At 64.4% G+C, this 24,664-nt stretch carries 18 protein-coding genes; 9 read left to right on the top strand and 9 right to left on the bottom strand.

Annotated elements, in window-relative coordinates:
- Positions 1-10 precede the first annotated feature (10 nt).
- The gene (locus JQ635_RS00635; RefSeq protein ID WP_211407959.1) at positions 11-1,999 is read left to right on the top strand and encodes a primary-amine oxidase; all 1,989 of its coding nucleotides are present in this window, start codon (positions 11-13) and stop codon (positions 1,997-1,999) included.
- Here the strand turns inward: JQ635_RS00635 and JQ635_RS00630 are convergent.
- On the bottom strand, positions 1,996-2,388 hold the full coding sequence (locus JQ635_RS00630; RefSeq protein ID WP_211407958.1) for a cupin domain-containing protein: 393 nt from the start codon (positions 2,386-2,388) through the stop codon (positions 1,996-1,998). The genes JQ635_RS00635 and JQ635_RS00630 overlap by 4 nt on opposite strands.
- Before the next feature lie 110 nt (positions 2,389-2,498).
- Positions 2,499-3,053: a helix-turn-helix domain-containing protein gene (locus JQ635_RS00625; protein ID WP_211407957.1), complete on the bottom strand. Its 555-nt coding sequence runs from the start codon at positions 3,051-3,053 to the stop codon at positions 2,499-2,501.
- Between the two features lie 686 nt (positions 3,054-3,739).
- Between JQ635_RS00625 and JQ635_RS00620 the strand changes: the two genes are divergently transcribed.
- The 3 genes from JQ635_RS00620 to JQ635_RS00610 all read left to right on the top strand — a co-directional run bounded on the left by JQ635_RS00620 (position 3,740) and on the right by JQ635_RS00610 (position 7,976).
- Positions 3,740-5,728 carry a TonB-dependent siderophore receptor gene (locus JQ635_RS00620; protein ID WP_211407956.1) on the top strand — a complete coding sequence of 663 codons (1,989 nt, stop codon included), beginning with the start codon at positions 3,740-3,742 and terminating at the stop codon, positions 5,726-5,728.
- A gap of 60 nt (positions 5,729-5,788) precedes the next feature.
- On the top strand, positions 5,789-7,078 hold the full coding sequence (fsrB, locus tag JQ635_RS00615; RefSeq protein WP_211407955.1) for a siderophore utilization protein FsrB: 1,290 nt from the start codon (positions 5,789-5,791) through the stop codon (positions 7,076-7,078).
- A gap of 82 nt (positions 7,079-7,160) precedes the next feature.
- A complete protein-coding gene (locus JQ635_RS00610) occupies positions 7,161-7,976 on the top strand; it encodes a hypothetical protein (protein ID WP_211407954.1) in 816 nt (271 codons plus the stop codon).
- A gap of 88 nt (positions 7,977-8,064) precedes the next feature.
- On the opposite strand, the gene JQ635_RS00605 is transcribed toward JQ635_RS00610, so the two are convergent.
- Genes JQ635_RS00605 through JQ635_RS00575 form a run of 7 tightly spaced genes read right to left on the bottom strand, consistent with a single transcriptional unit; the run spans position 8,065 to position 17,012 of the window.
- Complete coding sequence (locus tag JQ635_RS00605) at positions 8,065-9,063, bottom strand: FAD:protein FMN transferase (protein ID WP_211407953.1); 999 nt, start codon at positions 9,061-9,063, stop codon at positions 8,065-8,067.
- The gene (locus JQ635_RS00600; protein ID WP_211407952.1) at positions 9,060-9,632 is read right to left on the bottom strand and encodes a nitrous oxide reductase accessory protein NosL; all 573 of its coding nucleotides are present in this window, start codon (positions 9,630-9,632) and stop codon (positions 9,060-9,062) included. The genes JQ635_RS00605 and JQ635_RS00600 overlap by 4 nt, the downstream gene beginning before the upstream one ends.
- Entirely contained in the window at positions 9,629-10,456 is an 828-nt protein-coding gene (locus JQ635_RS00595; RefSeq protein ID WP_211407951.1) for an ABC transporter permease, read from the bottom strand. Before JQ635_RS00595 ends, JQ635_RS00600 begins: the two co-directional genes overlap by 4 nt.
- A complete protein-coding gene (locus tag JQ635_RS00590) occupies positions 10,453-11,370 on the bottom strand; it encodes an ABC transporter ATP-binding protein (RefSeq protein WP_211407950.1) in 918 nt (305 codons plus the stop codon). The genes JQ635_RS00595 and JQ635_RS00590 overlap by 4 nt, the downstream gene beginning before the upstream one ends.
- A complete protein-coding gene (locus JQ635_RS00585; protein ID WP_349631829.1) occupies positions 11,367-12,731 on the bottom strand; it encodes a nitrous oxide reductase family maturation protein NosD in 1,365 nt (454 codons plus the stop codon). The genes JQ635_RS00590 and JQ635_RS00585 overlap by 4 nt, the downstream gene beginning before the upstream one ends.
- 13 nt (positions 12,732-12,744) lie before the next feature.
- Positions 12,745-14,694: a TAT-dependent nitrous-oxide reductase gene (gene nosZ / locus JQ635_RS00580; RefSeq protein ID WP_211407949.1), complete on the bottom strand. Its 1,950-nt coding sequence runs from the start codon at positions 14,692-14,694 to the stop codon at positions 12,745-12,747.
- Positions 14,695-14,717: 23 nt separating this feature from the next.
- Positions 14,718-17,012, bottom strand: a complete 2,295-nt coding sequence (locus JQ635_RS00575) for a NosR/NirI family protein (RefSeq protein WP_211407948.1) — start codon at positions 17,010-17,012, stop codon at positions 14,718-14,720.
- A 177-nt stretch (positions 17,013-17,189) separates the two neighbouring features.
- Between JQ635_RS00575 and JQ635_RS00570 the strand changes: the two genes are divergently transcribed.
- From JQ635_RS00570 to JQ635_RS00550, 5 genes are all read left to right on the top strand, one after another.
- The gene (locus JQ635_RS00570; protein ID WP_211407947.1) at positions 17,190-18,065 is read left to right on the top strand and encodes a ferritin-like domain-containing protein; all 876 of its coding nucleotides are present in this window, start codon (positions 17,190-17,192) and stop codon (positions 18,063-18,065) included.
- A gap of 322 nt (positions 18,066-18,387) precedes the next feature.
- A complete protein-coding gene (locus tag JQ635_RS00565; RefSeq protein WP_211407946.1) occupies positions 18,388-19,407 on the top strand; it encodes a TRAP transporter substrate-binding protein in 1,020 nt (339 codons plus the stop codon).
- Between the two features lie 15 nt (positions 19,408-19,422).
- Positions 19,423-21,312, top strand: a complete 1,890-nt coding sequence (locus JQ635_RS00560; RefSeq protein ID WP_211407945.1) for a TRAP transporter large permease — start codon at positions 19,423-19,425, stop codon at positions 21,310-21,312.
- Positions 21,313-21,333: 21 nt separating this feature from the next.
- Positions 21,334-22,983 carry an acyl-CoA synthetase gene (locus JQ635_RS00555; protein WP_211407944.1) on the top strand — a complete coding sequence of 550 codons (1,650 nt, stop codon included), beginning with the start codon at positions 21,334-21,336 and terminating at the stop codon, positions 22,981-22,983.
- 241 nt (positions 22,984-23,224) lie between these two features.
- Positions 23,225-24,610, top strand: a complete 1,386-nt coding sequence (locus JQ635_RS00550) for an autotransporter outer membrane beta-barrel domain-containing protein (RefSeq protein ID WP_211407943.1) — start codon at positions 23,225-23,227, stop codon at positions 24,608-24,610.
- Positions 24,611-24,664 lie beyond the last annotated feature (54 nt).

Raw genomic sequence — 24,664 nt, 5'->3', positions numbered from 1 at the left:
GGACATGCCTATGCTCGATACCCTCAAAGCCAAACTGCAAGCGCAGGCTGCTGCGCCGCATCCGCTCGATCCGCTGACGGCCGAAGAGATCACCGCGGCCTGCACGCTGGTGCGTGCGGCGGCCACATCGCCCGAAAACTGCCGCTTCCCGACGGTGCGGCTGGAAGAGCCGACCAAGCAGGAGCTTGCCGCGGGCGAAGCAGCGCGCCGCGCTTTCGTCCTGACGCTGGATGTGACCACAGGCGAGGCGATCGAGCATATCGTCGATCTCGCCCGCAATGAGATCGTCGCGCGCAAAATCATCCCGAACCGCGAGGCGCCGTACGGGCAGCCGCCGGTGATGCTGGAAGAGTTCTTCAAGTGCGAGGCCGTGGTGAAGGCCGATGCCAGATGGCGCGCGGCGATGATCCGGCGCGGGCTGACCGACAAGGACATCGAGCTGGTCCAGGTCGATCCGTTCTCCTCGGGTTTCTTCGACAAGGAATTCGAACGCGGCGCGCGCATCGTGCGGGCCGTCAGCTATTTTCGCGAGCACCTGCAGGACAACGGCTATGCGCATCCGATCGAGGGCGTGGTGGCCGTGGTCGACCTGATCGGCGGTAAGGTCATCGACCTCACCGACGAGGACCCGATCGTCCCGATCCCGCGCAAGAAGCGGAATTATGGTGCGCATGAAATCAAGAACCCGCGCACCGACATCAAGCCGTTGCATATCGAGCAGCCGGAGGGTCCGAGCTTCAAGGTCGATGGCTGGAAGGTCGACTGGCAGAAATGGAGTTTTCGCGTTGGCTTCACGCCGCGCGAGGGACTGGTGCTGCATCAACTCAGCTATCAGGACGGTGCACGCAAGCGCTCGCTGATCCATCGCGCCAGCGTCACCGAGATGGTGGTGCCTTACGCCGATCCGACCGCGAACCATTTCTGGAAGTCGGCGTTCGATGCCGGCGAGTACGGGCTCGGCATGCTCGCCAACGCGCTGGAGCTCGGCTGCGACTGCCTTGGCAACATCCATTATTTCGACGTCCCGGCCGCCGACAACAAGGGCGAGCCCTTCGTCATGCAGAACGCTATCTGCATGCATGAAGAAGACTACGGAATTGCCTGGAAACATTACGAATTCCGCAACGGCCTGTTCGAGGTGCGCAGATCGCGCCGCCTCGTCATCTCGTTCTTCGCCACCGTCGGCAATTACGATTACGGCTTCTACTGGTATCTCTACCAGGATGGCACGATCCAGCTCGAGACAAAACTCACCGGCATCATCCAGACCGCCGCCGTGCCACCAGGCGAAACATACAGATGGGGTGGCATGGTCGACGACAATCTCGGCGGTCCCACGCACCAGCATTTCTTCAACGTGCGCCTGCACATGGATCTCGACGGTGGCGGCAACACGGTGACGGAGCACGATTTCGTGCCGCGGCCTTGGGGCCACGACAATCCGCACGGCAACGTGTTCGACACCACGACGCGGGTGCTGTCGCGCGAGCGCGACGCGGTGGCGATCGCCAACGGCGAGACCGGCCGGTTCTGGAAGATCAGCAATCCCAACGAGACCAATTCGGTCGGCAACGCCCCGGCCTACAAGCTCGTCGTCAATCCGAGCCCGCTGATGCTGGCGCAGGAGGGGAGCTATGTGCGCAGGCGCGGCGGCTTTGCCACCAAACACGTCTGGGTCACCGCCTTCGACAAGGACGAGAAATACGCCAGCGGTGACTATCCCAACGTCCACGCCGGCGGCGACGGCCTGCCGCGCTATGCCGCGCAGAACCGCAACATCGAGAATGCCGACATCGTGGTCTGGCACTCCTTCGGCCACACCCATGTCTGCAAGCCCGAGGACTTTCCGATCATGCCGGTCGAATATGCCGGCTTCATGCTGAAGCCGACCGGCTTCTTCGCGGCTAACGCGGCCTCCGACATCCCGCCGGAGCGCAACAGCCGCAGCGTGCTTGCGGGCGAGGAGAAGGGCGACGGCAGCTCATGCTGTAACAGCTAGGCAGCAGGCGGGTAGTAGAGAAACTCGATCATCAGGCAGCCGCCGCGGGTGAAGAACGGTCCATGTTCGACATGGGCCGGCCTCACGGCATAGGTGCCGGCCTCGAGCCGCTGCGTTTCCTGTGCCGCCGTGCCGATCGACAGCGTGCCCGAGATCAGAAACACTTCCTCGCACCAATCGTGTGAAACCGGATGCTTGACCGATGCACCGGCGGCCCAGCGCGACAGCCGCGTCACGGCGCCCGATTGCGCCGGGTGATCGAAACGGCCGGACAGGATCTTCTCCTCGACACCGACATAACCGGGAACGGCCCGCCAGCCGTCCTCGGCCAGCGCATTGAAAAACTCCCGGTGATCCTTCATGAACCGACCGAAGCCGAGCTCCGCCATGAACATCATCTCCTGCGCCGACACTGGCACAGGGACGACCTTACAGCAGGCAAACGGCGTTTCCCACTTACAGCCGCAGGGGGCAGGGATGTCCGGGAAGGGGTGTGCCTTCAGCCCGCCGCCAGTTCGGCGTCGCTCGCCGGCACTACGATCGATGCCGGGCCGGCAACGAGGCTGTCGAGGTCGACCAGCAGCAGATCGGCAATGTGCGTGAGCTGGTGCAGCGGGATGCTCAGCTCTCCGCTCTCGGCTCGCGACACGAACTCGGGCGAGACGCTGATGAGGTTCGCGATCTGCACCTCGGTATAACCCCGCGCCTCGCGCGCGGCCTTGACCTGCGCGCCGATGTGCTGCCGGTGCAGAGCCTGCTCTTCCTCGGTCATCATCAGAGCCTGCTCGTCGAGGCTCGCAACGCCGTCCGCGAAGGCGACGCCGAGCAGCCGCCGCTTCTGCCAGGCGACACGACAGGTCTTGCGTAGCCCGTCGGCGAAGATCAGCGTGGCCTCTTTCGGAAACACCAGCGACCAGTCGAGCTTCAGCCTTGCTCCGGTGCCTGAGACGTCCGCGATCGTGCAGGGGATGCTGACGGTGCCCCTGGGGCCGTCGAACTCGACGAGCCCCGTCCTCGCCGTGGATTGCCTGGTCGCAGCGCGCAATTCGCTCATGGACGTCGAACCCCGGATGCCCAGCATGCGCTGGCACAGAACGTTGCGGCACGGTCTGCAACGCAAATGAAATATCCCGCAACAAATTCTACTCCCGAGGTTCCTCACGCTCAATCAAGCGCCGAGGCCATGGTAAAGGATTCGTTCTCCGCGCCCGCTTGTCACTGGTGCTCGCGCCTCGTCGATTGACGACGTCGCCTAGAAAAATTCCAAATCCGCGCGCCGCTCTTCGCGCCTGAGCGCATTCGCCGCACGTGCTGCGCACAGGTCTGGAGAAGTTCTAACCCGGTTCCTATCGCGCTCCGAAATCGCCTGCGTTAGGGCGGGGCATCAAAAACGATACCGGCGAAGCCGGCAGTGCGTGGGGCTGCTAAGACGTGATTGACTACCAACTTCCTGCGCGTTTCCAAACGCGCCATCGACAGCTTCAGGTGCTCTTCTTCGGAGCCGTCAGCTCAGCCGCTCTCCTCCTTCCCCTTGGTCCCGTGCAGGTGCAAGCGCAAACGCAAATTCCCTCGGTCACCGTCGACGCGCCGGCCCAGCGCGCACGTCCTGCGGCGACCGCCGTGTCGCGACGAACGGCATCGACACGAACCTCCCGCGCCAGCCGTCGCGCGCCCGCGCAGCAGGCCGCGCCGACCCAGTCCGCTTCAAATGGCGCGACAGGTGAACGCGCTGGCGGACCTGTGCGCGGGTTCGTCGCCACGCGCAGCGGCACCGCTACCAAGACCGATACGCCGCTGATCGAGACCCCGCAGTCGGTCTCCATCGTCACCACCGACCAGGTCAGGAACCAGGGCGCGGTCTCGATCGGCGAGGCGCTGCGCTACACCGCAGGTGTCAGCGGCGACGTCAATGGCGGCTCGGACACCCGCTTCGGCGGTCTCCAGATCCGCGGCTTCGACATGACCATGCCGGGCCTCTACATCGACGGCCTGCGAATCCCGTCCAGCAATTACGTCCACTTCAACGGCCTCGATCCCTACGGCGCCGAGCGGCTCGAGGTGCTCAAGGGACCGTCTTCCGCGATGTATGGCGGCAGCGGCACCGGCGGCCTGCTCAACTACGTGACAAAACTGCCGACCGCGCAGCAATTCGGCGAGGTCTCGATCTCCGGCGGCAGCTTCAACCGCTATCAGGGCCAGTTCGACATGGGCGGCCCAGCGAACAAGGAAGGCACCGTGCTGTGGCGCCTGACCGGCGTGGTGCGCGACGGCGAGACCCAGGTCGACTTCAGCAAGGACAACCGCGTCTTCATCGCGCCCGCCGTTACCTTCAAGCCGAACGAGGACACGACCCTCACCGTGCTCGCCAACTATCAGAAGGACCGGGCAGGGTGGGGCCTCCAGTTCCTGCCGGCCTCGGGCACGGTGTGGCCGAACAACGGCCGCGCCATCCCGGTCTCGTTCTTCGCGGGCGTGCCGAGCTTCGACGCCTTCAACACCGAGATCGCGACGATCGGCTACCAGCTCTCGCACGATTTCACCGACAACATCACGTTCCGGCAGAACCTGCGCTACGCCTACCAGCACAACGAGGAGAAGGTGTTTTACGGCGGCGGCTATACCGACGAGGCCGCGGGGCAGCTCGCGCGCTACGGCAGTTATAGCAACTCCTACATCAACTCCTTTGCGGTGGATAACCAGCTGCAGGGCAAGTTCACGACCGGCGTCCTCAGCCATACCACGCTGGTCGGGATCGATTATCGCAACACCACCTTCCGCGACACCGCGTTCAGCGTCACGACGTCGGCCCCCGAGATCAACGTCTTCAATCCGGTCTACAGCTACGACTGGACTATCGGCGCGATGAGCGACAACACCGGCGTCAAGCAGTCGCAGGTCGGGCTTTATGCGCAGGATCAGATCAAGCTCGGCCGGCTGTCGTTCCAGTTCGGCGGCCGCCAGGATTTCGTCACGACGCAGGTCGACAACGGCATCGCCAACACGTCGGTCTCGAAGGATGCCTCGGCCTTCACCGGCCGCGCCGCGGTGATGTACAATTTCGACAACGGCATCGCGCCGTACTTCAGCTACTCGGAATCGTTCCTGCCGGTGCTGGCGACGGGGCCGGGCGGCCAGATGCTCAATCCTGAAACCGGCGTCCAGTACGAGGTCGGCGTCAAGTATCAGCCGCTCGGCTGGAACGCGCTGTTCACCTTTGCGGCCTTCGACCTCACGCGCGACAACGTCGTCACCTATGCGCCCGGATCCACCTTCGCCGATCAGACCGGCCAGGTGAAATCGCGCGGCATCGAGCTCGAAGGCACGATGTCACTCGCCGACGGCTGGAACCTGCGCGCGGCCTATGCCTATGTCGATGCCATCGTCACGCAGGATCCGGTCAATGTCGGCAAGGCACCCGTCACCGTGCCGCTCAACCGCGCCTCGCTGTGGAGCGACTACACGCTCCAGAACGGGATGCTGGCGGGCTTGCAGTTCGGCGGCGGCATCCGTTACGTCGGCGCGACATGGGGCGATGACGCCAACACGTTCAAGGTCGGAGCCTCGACCGTGCTGGATGCGCTGCTTGCCTATAGCAGGGACAATTGGCGCCTGTCGCTGAACGTCACCAACCTCGCCGACACCCGCTATGTCGCCGCCTGCTACAGCCTGTCGGGCTGCTTCTACGCGGAGGGACGGAAAGCCATCGGCAAGCTGACGTACCGCTGGTGAGTTCAACTCAAGACGGTCCGGCCATGGCAGCCAGACCTGCTGGATGAGAGCAGAAAGACGATGAGAGCAATATTCGGCAAACTACATCGCTGGGCGGGGTTGCTCACGGCCGGATTCCTGTTCTTCTCCGGCATAACAGGCGCGATCATCTCCTGGGACCATGAGATCGACGACGTCCTGAACAGCCATCTGTTCGACGTCTCGACCAGGGGCCCGGCAATTCCCTCGATCGAGCTCGCCAAGATGATCGAGCAGCGCGATCCTCGTGCGCGCGTGGTCTATCTGTTCATGACGCCGGAGGAGGGCCACTCGCTGTGGTTCTTCATCATGCCGCGGATTGATCCCGTGACCGGCAAGCGCTATCCGCTCGACTACAACCAGGTCTTCCTTGATCCCAACACCGGCGTGGAGCTTGGACGCCGCTATTGGGGCGCGGTGTGGCCGGTGACGCGCGAGAACTTCGTCTCGTTCCTCTACAAGCTGCACTACACCATGCACATCCCGGAATTCTGGGGCAGCGACCGCTGGGGCATGCGCGTGCTCGGTGTGATCGCCATCATCTGGACCATCGACTGCTTCGTCGGCTTCTATCTGACACTGCCGTCGCGGCGACGTGCCAAGGCGGCGCGGGCGCCCGAGGTTTCGCGACAGCTCGACCGCGGCTTCTGGGCGCGCTGGGCGCCAGCCTGGACCATCAAGACCTCGGGCAGCGCCTACCGGATCAATTTCGACATCCATCGCGCCTTCAGCCTGTGGACCTGGGGCGTTCTGTTCATCATCGCCTTCACGGCGTTCTCGCTGAACCTCTATTTCGAGGTGTTCTCGCCGTTGATGAAGATGGTGTCGAACTACACGCCGACGCCCTATGAGCAACGGCCCTATCGCGATCTCGACGATCCCATCGAGCCCAGGATGACGTTCGCCGAGATCGCCGCCCGCGCGGCCGCTGACGGCAAGGCGCGAGGCTGGACGGTCCCAGTCGGCTCGATCAATTATGGCCCGGCCCATGGCGTCTATGCCGCCGCCTTCTTCCACCCCGGCGACGATCACGGCGCCGGCGGCGTCGGCCCAGCGCAGCTCTATTACGACAGCGAGGACGGCCGTTCGATCGGCCAGCGGCTGCCCTGGGTCGGCACCGCCGCGGACATCTTCGTGCAGGCGCAGTTTCCGCTGCATTCAGGCCGTATCGTCGGGCTGTTCGGCCGCATCCTGATCTCGATCATGGGGCTGGTGGTGGCCGCGCTCTCGGTCACCGGGGTCGTGATCTGGTGGCGGAAGCGCCGCGCCCGTGTCCGCGTGCGCGAGACCGCGGCGCTGCGCCTGAACCGGCAGCTGACGCCGGCGGAGTAGGGCCCCGCCCTCGCGGATGAACCTTCCCGCGCGGCACCGGCACAAAGACTGGAGGTCGTTTCCAGTCCTTCCGGATATCGCAATGAGATCGCTCGCCTTGCTCTGCCTGCTCGTCCTGGCTGCTCCCGCTCATGCGGCCACGCCCGAGCAGAATTATCTCGACCTGCGCGACCGCTACATCGCGAAATTCTCCAAGGCCAAGGAGAGCGACGAGACTTTCAAGCAGCATGACGCCGCGCTCGAGGAGCTGACGCGCGTGCTGCGCGGCCTGGTCGGTCCGGTCACGATCAAGGGCCTCCCGGCAGACGGCAAGTCGAATGCCGACACCCTGTTCAAGGGCGATTCAGGTTTCGGTCATCTCGACGGCCTCGGCTTCGCCTCCGAAGGCGACAAGCTTCAGGCCGTGGTGACCACCACAGGGTTGCTCAAGCACTGGCTGCGCGAGCACCGCGAGGACGGCATGCCGCAGGGGATCGGCGCCGCGTTCAAGTCGGACCGCTTCTACTATCAGGCGATCCAGGATTCAGCCTTCGCCAAATATGCGGAGCTGCCGGTCACCAAGCCCGCAGGTGCGAGCGCCGCAGTCGCCGTGCTCGGCGTGCGCGGCAATGGCGATCTGAAGGGAGCGCCGCGCGAAATCGACGTCGTCGCGGTCCAGGGCGAGAAGGTCTACTTCCTCGCCGCGACGGACGCCGTGAAGACGGCTGAGATCCCGGCCTGCGAAAAAGTCTGGAAGCAGATGATGGCCAGGAAGACCCCGCAGGACGCCATGGCCAAGGAGGACCGGGCCATGGACGCCTACGCCAAATGCTTCGCCAAGGAGGCCCCGAGCCAGAGCTGGTTCGGAGCAGCGGTCAAGAAGGCGCAGAGCCAGCTCGACCTGCTGCCGCTGCGTTAAGGCGAACTGCCGCCACGCTTCAGAACGGATAATGGCGCGGCCCGGTCTGCATGGTGATCCAGCGCGGCTCGCGGGGAGCGCTCAAGCGTCACCCTGCGGCAAATTCGACAGACTGGCCTGCGTCGTTGACGAGATAGACGCGGTCGATGCCGGCAGGTGCCAGCAACGATCGGATCTCATTCTCCTGCATCAGGCTGAACGCCGTTGACAATGCGTCCGCGGCGGTCGCGCTGCGGGACACAGTCGTTACGCTGCGATAGCGGAGAGCGCAGCCTCCCGTGCGGGGATCGAACAGGTGGTTGAATTGTGCCCTGGGGTCGAACCGGAAGCCGTAACCGCCCGAAGTCGACACGGCGCGGTCGACGATTGGCAGCACCTTCTTGGTGTGGGCCACGATGTCTGGATCGGCGATGCCGACGTCCCAAGGGCGTCCGTCCGGACGCGAGCCGATCGCCCGGGCCTCGCCCATGTCGACCAGGCTGCGCGAGATGCCATGCGCCCGCAGCAGGTCGACCACTTTGTCGGTCACATAGCCTTGCGCGATCCCGTTCAGGGTGACGGCCATGCCCCGAGGCATCACGATCCGCTCGCGGCTGATCGACAGCCGGCCGCTTCCGATGCGTGAAAGGGCGGTCCGGATCTCCGCCTCGTCAGGGCCGGCCGGATTCGCGTCATCTCGCGAGAAGTGGCCGGCATAGAGGTCCCACAACGGCTGCACCGTGACATCGAACAGACCGCCCGTCAGCGTGGTATAGTGCTGCGAGGTCGAGAGCAGATCGACCATTTCGGCGGCGGGATCGATCAGGATACCCGTACGGTTCAGCTCGACCAGGGCGGAGTCCTCCAGGTAAAGACTGAACAGCCGCTCGAGCCGCCGCGCCTCCGCGCAGGCCAGCGATATCAGCCGCTCCGCCCGACGGCGGTCTTCGTCGTGGATCTCCATCGTCGCGACCGCGCCCAGCATCGTGCCGCGCCAGGTGACGGGCGCAACGTCGGCGCGGGCGGGGCGTCCGATGCCAATCGGGCCGAGGGCCGCCGCTGCGGCACTGATCCGGATGAAGCGCCGGCGCGTCAGCGTTGGCATCATGGCATCCTCTTCGATCGTTCGCCCGGAGACACTTCGGTCGCCTCATCCGATGCTGCGCCGCTGCGCAGATTCGCCGATGCCAGGACATAGTCCCGCGGCACCTCGCCGAAGCCGACGATCCTGCCGCCGTTTTCGGCCACGAACTTCTCCGCCGCGGCCCGCTCCGAGAACGGAACGGCCTCATTCCCGCCCATGCCGCTCGTGACCCGGCTTTCGATCACGAACAGCGCCTTGCGCGCCTCAACCCAGTTGTCGGGACCCGGTTTGTCCCAGCTCGGTGCCTTGCCCATGTCGGAGACGTAGATCGCCAGAATATCCTTCGGCTCGTCCGGCAGCTGGGTGAAAGCGAGCGTGTCCCGCACCGACGAGAACCAGACCGGCTCCATCAGGCTCGCCGCGAAGATATGGCCCTTCGGTCCCGGATGCTCCAGCACGTTCATGCCGCAATAATGGCCGATGTCTTCCGCAGTCATCCGATGCGGCTGTGGGATCTGCACGGCCTGCTTCTGGTCGCAGCCCGCGAGCGCGAGCGGCACCAGCAAGGCGAGGAGAAACGTTCGGCGCTTCATAGCTCCCTCCGCGAGAAGGCGAGGGCGGCAAGGCCGAGAGGAACCAGGGTCCAGCACAGTAGGGCGGCCAGAAGGACCGGCACCGTCAGCGACGTGGTTTGGGCGAGGCCGGCCATGCCGGCGAACGTGCTGACATTGGCGAACCCGGTCAGGTTGATCAGCCGGTAGGCGTCGGTCGGATTCGACAGCAGCATGGCGTTGAGCGCAGTCGCCGAGATGTTCCGTCCCTGGTCGAGCGCAAGCACGCCCAGCAGGGCCATGTCGTAGATCAGGACCAGCAGCAGCCACAGCCCGATGCAAACACCCGCCGCCGTGCCACGGTCGCGCACGAGCGCGCTGACCAGATATCCGATCGCCACGAAGGTCGCGCCGAGCAGCACCGAGGAGCCGATCATGGCCACAAAGGCGAGGAGACTGTCGCTATCGATCTGGCCGCCGGTCACCGCCAGCGCGGCCACGGCAAGTCCATAGCCGAGGCAGGTCGCGAAGGCGAGGACGGCGAGATGACCCAGGAATTTGCCGAACAGCACCTGCGATCGCGCCACCGGGTAGCTCAGCAGCAACAGCATCGTCCCCCGCTCCATCTCGCCGACGATGGCGTCGTGGGAGATCAGAAGCGCGATCAGCGGAACGAGAAAGATGGTCAGGCTCGACAGGCTGACAATGACCACGTCGAGCGTGCGAACGCCGACATTGCCGGTTGGCGCGCTGCCGAGAAAGGTCAGCGACAGGGCAAGCCCGGCAAGCAGCAGCGTGGCCGCAAGCACCCAGCGATTGCGGATGGCCTGGTGGATCTCCTTGGCGGCGATGATCAGGATATTCATGACGCCTGCTCCGACTGCCGGAGAAAATGAGCATAGAGCTCGTCGAGGGTCGGGGGCACCACGTCGACGTCCTCGACGGAATTGCCCGAGGCGGTCGCGCGATGCAAAAGCTCGATCTTGCGCTCCGGCGCGGCGTCGATCTCGACGAGATGGCCGTTCAAGCGGCGGCAGATCGCGTCGGTCGGCGCCCAGGCCGGTAGCTCGTGCGGCGCCAGCCCGGAAACCTTGAGGCGGATCCGGGTCGGCAGTCGGGCGAGACGGCGCAGCTCGTCGATGGTGCCGTCCGCAACCTTGACGCCGCGGTTCATGATGATGACCCTTCCGGCACGCTCCTCGAGCTCGGTGAGCGCATGCGACGACAGCAACACGGTCGCGCCCTCGGCGGCGAGCCGCGCGATGACGTCGTAGAAGGTCTGGCGCAGCTCCGGATCGAGACCGGTGGTCGGCTCGTCCAGCAGCAGGACGCGCGGACGTCCGATCAGCGCCTGTGCAAGTCCGAGGCGCTGGCGCATACCCTTCGAGTAAGTGCCGACCCGTCGGCGGCTGGCGGCTCCAAGTCCGACGGTGTCGAGCAGATCGAGCGCCTTCGCCACCGGCTCGCGCTTCAGCCTGGCGTAGAAGGCCTGCGTCTCGCGGGCGGTGAGGGCGGCGTCGAAGGAGACATTCTCGGGCAGATAGCCGAGCTGCAGACGGCCGGCGAATTCGCCGGCGGCGGGATTGTCTCCGAGAACCTCGATGGATCCGCTGCTCGGCCGGATCAGCCCGAGCATCAGCTTCATGAGCGTGGTCTTGCCGGCGCCGTTGTGGCCGATCAGCGCCACCAGCTCGCCCTGGCCGAGCTCAAACGAGGCGCCGCGGACGGCTTTGACGCTGCCGTAGTCTTTGGTGACGTCGCAGATGCGCACCGTCTTCATCGTCGCGCCTCCTCGGCGCCGCGGCGCCCGGGCGGTGAGATCAAAGGGTGACTGTCGACGACGCCGCCCGGCAGCAAGGCGGGGAATTGCGCCTGCGCCCAGCGGATCACCTGGACGGCGGGGCTGTTGATCAGAACCTTGGCAGCGGGCGCCGTCCACAACACGCGATCGATGAGGTCATTCGGCCGGTACGCCGTGTCGGCTATGCCGTCGCCGTTGAGGTCGAACGCCGGATTGTCGCTCCAGTAGTTGCCGCGTCCGCCGGTTGACCAGTCAAGGTGCCGGGTGCCGACGTATTTCACCTGATTGGCATTGTTGACGAACGCATTGCCCGTGATCTCGTTGCCCTCGGAGCCGGCGGTGAAGTGCACGCCGATGGCGCAGCGTTCGAACCAGTTGTTGCGGAACTTGTTGTGATTGGTGTTGTAGATGAACACGCATTTTTCCGGACCGCTTTTGAGGGTGCTCTCCCGTTTCGACTGAGGAAGCATGCCTCGCTCGTCGGCCGGATTGTCGTCTGCCGCCTTGTCCATCACCGTGCCCAGCGGGCCGCCCGTGACCCGGTTGCCGTCGATCTCGGCGTAGTTCGCATAGTTGAAGAGAAGTCCGTGGTCGCGATCGTGATCGGAGATGTTGCCGCGGATCACAAGCCGGTTCGAATACATGATGGCGTAGCCGACATGGTTGCCGATCGAGACGTTGCCGCTCACCTCGCTGTCGTTGGTGTACATGTAATGGATTGCGAAGCGAACTTGCTCGAAACGGTTTCCGATGAACCGATCCTTTCGGCTTGAAATCGTGAAGATGCCGTCGCGGCCGTATCGGAACGTGTTGTCGGCGATCGTGACGTCGGGCGCATTCCAGAGCGAGACGCCGTTGCCTGCCTCGCTGAGACGCCCGCCACGCAGTCCCTCGATCTCGTTGTGGACGACGCGCGAGCCCTGGGCACCATGCACGTAGACGCCGAACAGGTTTCCGACCAGACGGTTGTTCTCGATGCTGGCGCGTTCGGCCGTCTTCTGGAGAAAGATTCCGGAATTCATCGCCTGGAGGTCGCGGCCGGACCCGCGGATGGTCAGGCCGCGGACCGTGACGTCGGGTGCGCTGACGGTGATGACGTTGTCGGCGCCGCCAGCATTAAGCACCGCGTCCCGACTCCCAACCAGCTGCAAGGGGCGGTCGATCCGGAGCGAACCGTGATATTCGCCCGGCGCAAGCTCGACGACGTCGCCGGGGCGGGCGCCGTCCAGCAACGCCTGAAGCGGCCGGTCCGGCGCAGCCGTCAACGTCTCCGCACTGGCGAAGCCCGAAACTCCGGCGGCGGCCAGCGCCGCCGGAAACATGCGTGACAACAGACCCACGGGGCCGCTCCGATCAGACCGACTTGGGCTCGACGAACATCCGGCCCTTCATCTCCATGTGCATGGCATGGCAGAACCAGGAGCAGTAATACCAGTAGACACCCGGCTTGTTGGCCGTGAAGGTCACCGACGAGGTGGCCATCGGCCCGATCTCCATGTTGATGCCGTAGTTGACGATGCAGAAACCGTGCGTGAGGTCTTCGACCGCATCGATATTGGTGATGAAGACGGTGACCTCGTCGCCTTGCTTGACCTGGAACTGCTCGAGTCCATAGGCCGGCGCGGTCGACGTCATGTAGACGCGCACCTTGTTGCCGTCGCGGATGACCTTCGAATCCGCCTCCAGATTGATGCCGTCCGCCTTGGCCTGCTTGACCGCATCCGCAAACATCGGATCCGCGCGATCCCAGATCGAGATCGGGTTGATCTTGGAGCGGTGTACGATGGTCGCGTCATGCGGCTCGGCGAAGCTCGGGCCGTCATGCACGAGCTTCATCTGATCGCCCGAAATGTCGATGAGCTGATCGTTCTCCGGCTTCAGCGGTCCGACGTTCAGGAAGCGGTCCTTTGAGAACTTGTTCAGCGAGATGAGCCACTTGCCATCCGCCTCCTTGGTCTGCCCCATCGAGCTGTGGTTGTGACCCGGCTGATAGTGCACGTCGATCTTCTGGATGATGGGATTGACCTTCTCACCCTTGAAGGCCCGCTTGGCGAGGTCGATGCTCCACTTGCAGACCTGGCTGTCGAGGAACAGCGTGGTGTAGGCGTTGCCCTTGCCGTCGTAGGCGGTATGCAGCGGGCCGAGGCCGAGCTCCGGCTCCGCGACGACGACGTCGCGAGGCTTGATCTTGTCGTCGAACAGCTGGTCGAACAGGCGCACGTCCATCACGGTCACGGTGGGAGAGAGCTTTCCAGCCGCCACGATGTGGATGCCGTCGGGCGCCGTATTCATGCCGTGCGGATTGTTCGAGACCGGAACGTAGCGGGTGTAGGGCGAGCCCTTGCGGCCGTCGATCACCGGCACGCCGTTCATTTCCTTGAAGTCACCCTTCTTGACCGCGTCCTCGATCCGCTTGAGGTTGAAGATGACGACCCAGTCCTGTTCGCTGGCCGTCATCTCGGCCAGGGTAACGCCTTCCTCGCCGTTGTAGCAGGTCGCGAAGCAGTATTTGCCCTGATAGTCGGAATCGACGTTGTCGAGATTGCCGCTGACGATCACCTGCCAGGCCACCTTCATCGTGTCGCCGTCGATCGCGCTGAATATGGAGTGGTATTGCTTGGGGTCGTCGAGGATCTTGCCGTCGTTGGGCAGGGGCACTCCGTCCTCGCCATTGGCGAATACATAACCCGTACGCGGATATTTCTGCAGCCGCAGGCCGTGGACCGTGTGCTGGTTCGGCAATTCGATGATCTTGTCGCATTTCATGATGTCGAGCCGCACGCGCGCGACGCGGCTATTGGCCTTGTCGTTCATGAAGGCATAGCGACCGTCGTAGGTGCCGTCCGTAAAGGAGACATGCGGGTGGTGGAGGTCGCCGTTCATGAACGTGCCGCCACGGTTCTTGAGGAATTCGCGGGTCGCGGGCTGCATCCCTTCGGTCAGAACCTTGAGGCTCTCGTTGGTCTGGCCCCAGCCCGTCGCGCTGCAACGGTTGAAGACGGGCACCCGCATCAACTCGCGCATCGACGGAAGGCCAATGATCCGCATCTCTCCGGATTGGCCGCTCGAGAAGAACACGTAGTATTCGTCGAGCTCCCCGGGCGCGACCTCGGTCTTCTGCACAGCCGGCCGCGCGGCGGGGGCCTTCGGCGGAGCTGCCTTGGTCTGCGCGTCGGCGGTCGACACGAAGCCGCCCCCGTCCTTCATTGCCACGCCGCCAGCAAGGCCAACGCCGGCCGCGGCCGCCGTCGTTCCCAGCACTGTTCGTCGGCTGACGCCCCTTGCTCTTTCGTTCTCACTCATGACTGCCTCCTCGGCTTTCGGTTTCAGGTTGCTGGTGGAGAGATGGCTGGTGAGGCACCGACGGGCTTGCCGCCGGCCGTGATGACGGTCGCGGGCCCTTTGCCGCCCGCGCGCATCGAGGGCGACGACAGCGCTTCGCGCTTTTCCCGTTTCAGCCGCACCTGGATCATGTGCGGGCAGCGGTGATCGTCGTAATAGAGTTCCTGGCAGTGCATGCAGTAGATGCACTCATTGACGTTGATGTGGCCTTCGGGATGGATCGACTGCACGGGGCATTCCTTGGCGCAGCGTTGGCACGGCGATCCACATTCCGGCCAGCGGCGCAGCCATTCGAATGTGCGGATGCGCCCGGGAATCGCCAGTGCCGCGCCCAGCGGGCACAGATAGCGGCAGAAGAAGCGCTCGACGAACAAGCCCATCACCAGCAGAGCTGCCGCGTAGAGCACGAACGGCCAGCTTCGCGAGAACTTGAGAACGATCGCGGTCTTGAAAGGCTCGACCTCGGCGAAGCGTTCGGCCATGTCGACGGAGTAGAGCGACAGGCCGAACAGACCGAGGAAGATGATATATTTGATCGGCCAGAGCCGTTCGTGCAGTCCCCAAGGCACCGTCAATTGCGGCACCTTCAGCCATTTTGCCGCCGTGTTGGTGAGCTCCTGCAGCGCGCCAAAGGGACACAGCCAGCCACAGAACGGGCCGCGTCCCCAGAACAGAAGACCGCCGGCAGTCGCAGCCCACAGGATGAAGATCAGCGGCGCGGCGAGAAAAAACTCCCAGTGAAATCCCGTCACCAGCGCATTGGTGAAGGTGACGACGTTGACCACGGAGAGTTGCGCGTTCGCGTACCAGCCGAGCCAGACCAGAACGAAGGCAAGGTATCCTCGCCGAACCCAGTTGTAGAGCACCGGGCGGCGTACAAGCAGATTCTGGAAGAAGAAGATGCCGGTGAGTGCGGCCAGCATGAAGGCGGTGATTCCGACCGAGACCGTGTTCGATCGCCAGATCCGCATCCAGAGGGGCTCATCCGCCTCTGGCGACGCGCCGGCTGCGGCGGCCGCCTGCGAGGCCGGTGGGATCGCATTCTCCGGCATCGTCACCGCACGCTGCTCGCGGCGTATGTAACGGTCCGGCAGCGTGTAATTGATATCGAAGGTCAGGAATGCCTTGTCGCGACCGCCGAGGCTCCGCTGCACCAGTAGCAGGAGCTGCCACGGCTGCGTCGGATCCAGCGTGAACTCGGGAGGGGTGACGAACAGACCGATTTCCTTGAACTCGGGCGCACCTTCAGCGGCCAATGCGCCAAGTCGGGTATGATTGCGGTCGCGGAAGCGCGTGCTGTTGCCTTCCTGCAAGATCTCAATGCGATCAAAGATACCGCCGCGGACATAGGCCGAACCTTTGAAAGAGTAGGGGCCATTGCCGGCGACGACGATCGCCTGTTGTCCGGGTTTCAGGCTGTCTTTCAGCCGTCGATAGCCGTCCTCCCCGAGCAGGCTGCGGCCAATCGTGGGTGCGGTCACCAGCGCCGCGTAGAGGTCGATGAAACTGTCGCTCGCTTCGCCCGGTTCGGGATACTGACTTGCTGCAGCGTTGCCGGACTTCGCAAAGGCCTCGTTGATGTCTCCTATGCTGAGATGAAGCCGGCGCAGTGAACCGTCGCCGACGAGGCTCTCCCAATCCCGGGGCTCGCTGTGCTCGAGATCAAGCGTCTTGACGACCGGGGGCAGGGCTGCCGAAGCCGCAACGCCTTCACCGCCGCCGACGCGACCACTCCGGATGAGCTTGGACGCCGCGCGGACGACACTGTCGCTCATCACCAGCACGGTGACGGTCGCGCCGCTCACGATGTCGACCTGCGGCGGACTCTCGGCCCCACGCGCGACCGGTTTCATGTCCTTGCCGATCAACGAGTTCATGGCAGCGACGATGCGCGCCTCCGGAATGCCGACCAGCACGATCGGCTCCTTGTGGTCGACCAGCTTCACGCCGGTGATGACGCCTTTCGGATCGATCCCCGCGACAATGTGAACCGGCTTGCCCGAGTAACCGACAGCGTTGGCGAAATCGGAGTTGAGGAACACAAAGCCTTGCAGCTGATCGCCGCGGTAGACCGGCACGATCGGCGGATCGCCTTGTGGCGGGCCAAAACGATCCGCGCCCGGAAAGAACTCGGCCGGGGCGACCTTCGGCAGATATGACTTCAGCTCGCTGGCAGAGCATGCCGGCGAGATGCCTACCACCCACGCCACCGCCAGACTTGCCAGCGCCAGGACTGCAAGCCTTGCGAAGTTGGCAATATCATTCGCCCACTGCAACATGTCGCTTCAAATGCAATCTGCGCGACCAACCGGGATCGCGTAGCGTTTCATTTTCGTCGATGATTTGTCGCCGCTGACGTGCAAAACTCACCGCAGGCTACCGTATCTGTCAACACGCAAGATATTTCCTGCTCGCGTGGAACCGGATCACAGATCTGCATATGGGAAACCATTGCCATGCCTTTGCTGCGCACGTCGTTGCTTCGCTCAGAGCCTGAAGGTGTATTGAAGACTCTCGACGAGTTCTTTGCGCTTGCGCACGCAATGGAGCAGGAGGCGGCGCATCGGTACGATGATCTTGCCGAAGCCATGCGCAGGCAGGGAAAGGACGATCTCGCAGACGTGTTCACCCGACTCGCTTCCGCCGAGCGCGAGCACGTCGACAGCATCACGCAGTGGTCGCAATCGCGCAGCGGCAGGAATCCCGATCCCGCCCTCGTGCGCTGGGAAGGACCGAAGACACTCGATCCGGAAGCCGCAGCCGAGGTGAAGACAACACGTTTGATGACGCCGTACCGCGCACTCGCGCTCGCGGTCCGCAACGAGGAGCGGGCCTTTGCCTTCTGGTCCTATCTCGCAGCCTATTCCGACGATCCCGATATCAAGAACGCTTCCGAGACAATGGCCAAGGAAGAACTTGGCCACGTCGCTGCGCTGCGGAAGGAGAGGCGCCGCGCCTACCATCACGAGCACGCGCGGAGGAGCGGCGACGCACCGCAAGCCACTCCGCAGCAAATCGATGCGCGAAGGCTCGAGCTTCGCCTGGTTGCCCAGCTTGCCGATCTCGAACAACGTCTGAGCGGACCTGCCGCTGTCCGCACACGAGCCATCCGCCAGGAAACCATCGAGATGGCCGACGCCGCCGCCGACTTCGGAAGCTTTCCAGTCGCCGCCGAACGAAGGGGCCTGCTGGAAATCGCCGAGCTTCTCGTCGACGGCTACCTCGACGGCGCGGATCGCTCGACCGACGCGGACCGCGTCGAAGTTCTACAGCGGCTGGCGGAGAGGGCCATCTCCAGACTGGCTTGGCTGCGATCGCTCACGGCAGATTAGCAAGTGCTGGACCTGGCACCGACACCCATATCCGTAATTCGCATAAGGTATATTATGGAATATATTTATATACAATTGGATCAGATATTTAGGCAGAATTCCTGCCACCGCACCTTTGCTCCAGCGTCGTTTTCGACCCGGAGCTCGGCCATCGTCCCGGCTCTTGACGGCTACTGTGCATGGGGTTGTTTTCGCCGATATTGCCGTGACGTTGTCCGGCTGCAATAAGCGAGCTTCGCGAGATCGCAGATGACCTTCTGACGTGACGTCCGTATAGGTTTGCATCTCAGAACAAAAACAATCCTTCCGAGGAAGCAGACCCATGAACTTTTCCCGACGCACGCTTCTCAAGGCCTCCGCCGCGACCGCGGTCCTGGGCGGCATTGGCGCGCCCCATGTGGCCCGCGCCCAGAGCGCCGAGTTCACCTACAAATACGCCAACAACCTGCCGGACACCCATCCGCTGAACGTGCGCGCCAAGGAGATGGCGGCGGCGATCAAGGCCGAGACCAACGGCAAGTTCGACCTCCAGATCTTCCCGAACAACCAGCTCGGGTCCGACACCGACATGCTGAGCCAGATCCGCTCCGGCGGCGTCGAGTTCTTCACGCTGTCGGGCCTGATCCTGTCGACCCTGGTGCCGGCCGCGTCCATCAACGGCATCGGCTTCGCGTTCCCGGACTACGACACGGTCTGGAAGGCCATGGACGGCGACCTCGGCGCCCATGTCCGCGGCGAGATCAAGAAGGCCGGCCTCGAGGTCATGGACAAGATCTGGGACAACGGCTTCCGCCAGACCACGTCCTCGACGAGGCCGATCACCGGTCCTGACGACCTCAAGGGCTTCAAGATCCGCGTCCCGGTGTCGCCGCTGTGGACCTCGATGTTCAAGGCATTCGATGCGGCGCCCGCCTCGATCAATTTCAGCGAGGTCTATTCGGCGCTGCAGACCAAGATCGTCGAGGGCCAGGAGAACCCGCTGGCGATCATCTCGACCGCCAAGCTCTACGAGGTGCAGAAGTACTGCTCGCTGACCAACCATATGTGGGACGGCTTCTGGTTCCTGGCCAACCGGAGAGCCTGGAGCGCGTTGCCGGAGGACGTGCGCACCATCGTCGCCAAGAACATCAATGCCGCCGCGGTCAAGGAGCGCGAGGACACCGCCAAGCTCAATGCCAACCTCCAGCAGGAGCTCGCGGCCAAGGGCCTGACCTTCAACCAGCCCGCCACGGCGCCGTTCCGCGACAAGCTGCGGACCGCCGGCTTCTATGCCGAGTGGAAGGGCAAGTATGGCGACCAGGCCTGGGACCTGCTGGAGAAGGCCGTCGGCAAGCTCTCGTAACGCGTTGGGGCCGTCATGGCTCATATCGAGGTCGAGGTGATCGAAGTGACGGGCGAGGCGGCTGTTCAGTCCCCTCGCCGACCTTCGCTGCTGGCCTCGACGGAGCGCCTCCTCGGCCTCCTGGTCGAAATCCCGGCGGCCATTCTGGTGGTCGCCGAGATCGTGATCCTGTTCGCGGGCGTAGTCGCACGCTATGGCCTGCATCGGCCGCTGATCTGGTCGGACGAACTCGCCTCGATCCTGTTCCTGTGGCTGGCCATGCTGGGCGCGGCGGTCGCGTTCCGCCGCTCCGAGCACATGCGCATGACCGCCGTGGTCGCGAGCGCCGGACCCACGATGCGGGCCTATCTGGACCTCGTCGCGACCTCTGCGGCGCTGGCGTTCCTGACGCTGATCGTCTGGCCGTCCTGGGACTACGCCTACGAGGAAAGCTTCATCACCACGCCGGCGCTGCAGATCTCGAACATGTGGCGCGCCGCGGCGCTGCCGGCCGGCATCTGCCTGATGGCGGTATTCGCGCTGCTGAGGCTGCTCCGCGCTGCTGACTACCGGACGGTGCTTGCAGCCGTGATCTCGGTTGCCGTCGTCGTCGGCCTGTTCTGGCTGGCGCAGCCATACTTGCGGCCGCTCGGCAATCTCAACCTCGTCATCTTCTTCGTCGGCGTCGCCGGCTTCTGCGTCTTTGCCGGCGTTCCCATTGCGTTCGGCTTTGGCCTCGCCATCTTCGGCTATCTGGCGCTGACCACGCGCACGCCCGTGATGGTGCTGGTCGGGCGGATGGACGAGGGCATGAGCCACCTCATCCTGCTCTCGGTGCCGCTGTTCGTGTTCCTTGGCCTGCTGATCGAGATGACCGGCATGGCGCGGGCCATGGTGGCCTTCCTGGCGAGCCTGCTCGGTCATGTCCGCGGCGGCCTGCATTACGTGCTGGTCGGCGCCATGTACCTGGTCTCAGGCATATCCGGCGCCAAGGCTGCCGACATGGCCGCGGTCGCGCCCGTTCTGTTCCCGGAGATGAAACAGCGCGGCGCCAAGCCCGGCGATCTGGTCGCGCTTCTGGCGGCAACCGGCGCCCAGACCGAGACCATTCCGCCGAGTCTCGTGCTGATCACGATCGGCTCGGTCACCGGCGTCTCGATCGCGGCGCTGTTCACCGGCGGCCTGCTGCCCGGCGTCGTGCTCGCCATCACGCTCTGCATGCTGGTATGGTGGCGCTATCGCCACGAGGACATGAGCCATGTCCGCCGCGCCACGGCATCCGAGATCGGCAAGACCTTCGTCATCGCCCTGCCCGCGCTCGCGCTGCCCTTCGTGATCCGCTACGCCGTGGTCGAGGGCATTGCGACTGCCACCGAAGTCTCCACCATCGGCATCGTCTATGGCGCCCTGGTCGGCCTCCTGGTCTATCGCCGCTTCGACTGGCGGCGGCTGTTTCCGATGCTGGTCGAGACCGCGGCGCTATCGGGGGCGATCCTCCTGATCATCGGCACGGCCACCGGCATGGCCTGGGGCCTGACGCAATCCGGCTTCTCGCGCTCGCTGGCGGCGGCCATGACGGGGCTGCCGGGCGGGCCTGCGACCTTCATCGCCGTCTCGATCCTGGCCTTCACCATCCTCGGCAGCGTGCTCGAGGGCATCCCGGCGATCGTGCTGTTCGGGCCGCTTTTGTTTCCGATCGCCCGCGCCGTCGGCGTGCATGAGGTGCACTATGCGATGGTGATCATCCTGGCCATGGGTATCGGACTATTCGCCCCGCCTTTCGGTGTCGGCTATTATGCCGCCTGCGCCATCGGACGCGTCGATCCGGCCGAAGGCATCAGGCCGATCTGGGGCTATCTGCTGGCGCTGCTGGTGGGATTGATCATCGTCGCGATCTTCCCATGGATCTCGATCGGATTTCTTTGACGCGGTTTAAGGAGGATGTCGATGAGTGAGCGGCAGAACCCGTACAATATCGGCCTCGACAAGACTCCCGCCAACTACGTGCCGCTGAGTCCGCTGAGCTTCCTCGCGCGCAGCGCGGCGGTCTATCCCGATCACGTCAGCACGGTCTATGAAGGCCGCAGCTTCACCTGGGCGCAGACCTATGAGCGCTGCAAGCGCTTTGCATCGTATCTCGCCGGCAAGGGCATCGGCGTCGGCGACACCATCGCGGCGATGCTGCCGAACATCCCAGCGATGAACGAAGCGCACTTTGCCGTGCCGATGACCGGCGCCGTGCTGAACGCGCTCAATATCCGCCTCGACGCGCCCTCGATTGCGTTCCAGCTCGATCATGGCGGCGCGAAAATCATTCTTGTCGATCCAGAATTTTCCGGCGTGATCACCGATGCACTGGCGCAGATGAGCGGGCCGAAGCCGTTCGTGATCGACGTCGATGACACCGCCTTCAAGGGCGGCAAGCGTATCGGCGAGATCGAATACGAGGCCGCCGTCGCGCAAGGCGATCCTGACTTCGCCGCGATCCCGCCGAAGGACGAATGGGACGCGATCGCGCTGAGCTACACCTCGGGCACGACCGGCAATCCAAAAGGCGTCGTCACCCATCATCGCGGCGCGTATCTCAACGCCGTCAGCAACATCCTCGCCGGCAATCTCGGCCAGCATCCGGTCTATCTCTGGACGCTGCCGATGTTCCACTGCAACGGCTGGTGCTTCCCCTGGACCATCGCGGCCGCGGCCGGCATCAATGTCTGCCTGCGCAAGGTCGAGCCGACAAAGATCTTCGAGCTGATCAAGCAGCACGGCGTCACCCACATGTGCGGCGCGCCGATCGTCTACAACACGCTCATCAACGCGCCCGATGCGCCGAAGGGTAACGCCGCGCGCCGCGTGGTCGGCCTGATCGCTGGCGCCGCGCCGCCCGTCGCGGTGCTGGAAGGCGCCGAAAGCATCGGCATCAAGCTGACGCATGTCTATGGTCTGACCGAGGTCTACGGCCCGGCCTCCGTCTGCGCCGAGCAGCCCGGCTGGGACGAGCTCCCGGCCGCCGAGCGTGCGCGCATGAAGCGCCGGCAGGGCGTGCCCTACCCGCTCGAGGAAGGCGTCACCGTCATCAATCCGCAGACGATGCAAGAGGTGCCGCGCGATGGCGAAACCATCGGCGAGGTCATGTTCCGCGGCAACATCGTGATGAAGGGCTACCTCAAGAACGAGAAAGCGACGAGGGAAGCCTTCGAGGGCGGCTGGTTTCACACCGGCGATCTCGGCGTGCTCGACGAGCACGGCTACGTCATCATCAAGGACCGCTCCAAGGACATCATCATTTCCGGCGGCGAGAACATTTCCTCCGTCGAGGTCGAGGACATCCTCTACAAGCACCCGGCCGTGCTGTTCGCCGCCGTCGTCGCCAAACCCGATCCGAAATGGGGCGAAGTGCCCTGCGCCTTCGTCGAGCTGAAGGACGGCGCCAGCGCGACTGAGGCCGAGATCATCGCCTTCTGCCGCTCGCATATGAGCGGCTTCAAGACGCCGAAAGCAGTCGTGTTCGGACCGATCCCGAAGACGTCGACGGGCAAGATCCAGAAGTTCCTGCTGCGCAACGAAGTGGGCTCGGCCAAGGCGATCACGGCCTGAGCCTGGACACATTTGGAAACATTGACTGCATCTCGACGGCGATTGCCGCATCGTCGTGAAACCGTTTGCGCGGGTTTGACGACATCAAGACACACCAAGAAAAGATTGGAAAACGTTAGAGACGCATTTACGATTCAGCTCTGTCGGATTCGCTGCTTACAGCTGATTCGCCGCGCGGGCTGCGCGGCCGGCATCCGGCGCGGTTGGGGCGCTTCATGCGGTTTGTGTCTTGAGCGCAGACGTGCGTGCGCGTCTGGCGCTGCTGCTATTGACGGCCGGATTGCTGCTACCGGGTGCGGCGGATGCGCAGGTCATGCGCGAGTTCGGCACGTTCGGGGGCGCCGAAAGTTTCGGCCCGCCTGGTCCGAACGCGCCCGGCAACGGTTTCAATAATTTCGGCGGCATCGGCGGCTCGATGTTCGGCGGCCCGCAGGCGTCCGGCCTTGCGCCCGGTATTGGCGGAGCACCGTTCGGCAGTGGCAATGGTGGCGGCATGCCACCCAACTACGGCTGGGCCAGCGAGCCGCCGGGACTTGCCGGCGCTGCACGGTTCGGTATGCGGCGGGCCTTTGGCGGCGGCTCCGATGGCGCTTCGCGCCCCGAGAGCGCACAGGCCACCTTCCTGGCGATGAGGCAGTTCACGCTCGCCCTGCTCGATCCCGCAATCGATGGCCGCGGCATCGGCCCGGCCGAATTGGACGCAGAGCTGGCGGCCTACGCCGATATCGGAAACGACCGGACGCATGGCGGCATCGGACGCGAGGCCTATGGGGCGATCTACGGCAGGCCCGCGCTCGCCGCTCCGCACTGGAACGTCTGGGCTGCCGGTTTCGGCAGCTCGCAGGTATCGACCAGCGGCATCGGCTCGGCCAGCCGCAGCTTTGGGACCGTGGCCGGAGCCGATTATTCGCTCTCGCCGCAGACCCGGGTGGGCTTTGCGCTGGCCGGGGGCGGTACCGGCTTCGCCAACAATTTTTCGAATGGCCGCTCCGATCTGTTTCAGGCCGGCGCCTTCGTCCGGCACAGCGTCGGATCGGCCTATGTTGCCACCGGTCTCGCCTACGGTTGGCAAGCGATCAGCAATGATCATCCCGTGACGCCGGCGGGCTCCGGACAGTTCGCCGCGGCGATCAACGCCAACGCTTATTCCGGCCGCATCGAAGGCGGCTATCGTCTTGCCACACCCTGGCTCGGCATCACGCCCTATGCGGCGGCGCAGGTCACCACCTTCCGCCTGCCCTCCGCGAGCGGGGCACAGCCGCCCGAGGCGGCCAGTTCATTTTCGACCGTGCCCGGCAGCGACAGCTTCACCGACAGCCGCACCGAGCTCGGCCTGCGCACGAGCACGCAGCTTGCGCTCGCGGGAAGCGTGGTGAGCCTGCGCGGGCGGCTCGCCTGGGCGCATGATTTCAGCGCAGGGCAATCGATCCCGGCGGCGTTCCTGTCCCTGCCCGGTCAGGGCTTGACCGCGAGCGGCGTGGCCCTGGCGCCGAACGCAGCGCTCACGGGCGTTGCGCTCGAGCTGCACGCGGTGAACGGCTGGTCCGCCTCGGCGAGCTTCGACAGCGAAGTGTCGAGCCTGACACGTGCCTACACGGGCAAGGTCGCGCTGCGCTACGCTTGGTAGGCCGCGCTTTTCGATTTGACGCGTTTTCTTGACGCGAACCGGTATCCACTTCGC

This window comes from Bradyrhizobium iriomotense (genome assembly GCF_018130765.1).
GTDB lineage: Bacteria > Pseudomonadota > Alphaproteobacteria > Rhizobiales > Xanthobacteraceae > Bradyrhizobium > Bradyrhizobium iriomotense_A.
The sequence above is the reverse complement of the archived record's forward strand: the minus strand, read 5'-3'. Positions and strand labels throughout refer to the sequence as shown.

Bases quoted from the DNA above. Each gene is read 5' to 3' on its own strand.
- JQ635_RS00635 (WP_211407959.1), top strand. From the start codon at position 11: ATGCTCGATACCCTCAAAGCCAAACTGCAAGCGCAGGCTGCTGCGCCG.
- JQ635_RS00630 (WP_211407958.1), bottom strand. From the start codon at position 2,388: ATGGCGGAGCTCGGCTTCGGTCGGTTCATGAAGGATCACCGGGAGTTT.
- JQ635_RS00625 (WP_211407957.1), bottom strand. From the start codon at position 3,053: ATGAGCGAATTGCGCGCTGCGACCAGGCAATCCACGGCGAGGACGGGG.
- fsrB (WP_211407955.1), top strand. From the start codon at position 5,789: ATGAGAGCAATATTCGGCAAACTACATCGCTGGGCGGGGTTGCTCACG.
- JQ635_RS00610 (WP_211407954.1), top strand. From the start codon at position 7,161: ATGAGATCGCTCGCCTTGCTCTGCCTGCTCGTCCTGGCTGCTCCCGCT.
- JQ635_RS00605 (WP_211407953.1), bottom strand. From the start codon at position 9,063: ATGATGCCAACGCTGACGCGCCGGCGCTTCATCCGGATCAGTGCCGCA.
- JQ635_RS00600 (WP_211407952.1), bottom strand. From the start codon at position 9,632: ATGAAGCGCCGAACGTTTCTCCTCGCCTTGCTGGTGCCGCTCGCGCTC.
- JQ635_RS00595 (WP_211407951.1), bottom strand. From the start codon at position 10,456: ATGAATATCCTGATCATCGCCGCCAAGGAGATCCACCAGGCCATCCGC.
- JQ635_RS00590 (WP_211407950.1), bottom strand. From the start codon at position 11,370: ATGAAGACGGTGCGCATCTGCGACGTCACCAAAGACTACGGCAGCGTC.
- nosZ (WP_211407949.1), bottom strand. From the start codon at position 14,694: ATGAGTGAGAACGAAAGAGCAAGGGGCGTCAGCCGACGAACAGTGCTG.
- JQ635_RS00575 (WP_211407948.1), bottom strand. From the start codon at position 17,012: ATGTTGCAGTGGGCGAATGATATTGCCAACTTCGCAAGGCTTGCAGTC.
- JQ635_RS00570 (WP_211407947.1), top strand. From the start codon at position 17,190: ATGCCTTTGCTGCGCACGTCGTTGCTTCGCTCAGAGCCTGAAGGTGTA.
- JQ635_RS00565 (WP_211407946.1), top strand. From the start codon at position 18,388: ATGAACTTTTCCCGACGCACGCTTCTCAAGGCCTCCGCCGCGACCGCG.
- JQ635_RS00560 (WP_211407945.1), top strand. From the start codon at position 19,423: ATGGCTCATATCGAGGTCGAGGTGATCGAAGTGACGGGCGAGGCGGCT.
- JQ635_RS00555 (WP_211407944.1), top strand. From the start codon at position 21,334: ATGAGTGAGCGGCAGAACCCGTACAATATCGGCCTCGACAAGACTCCC.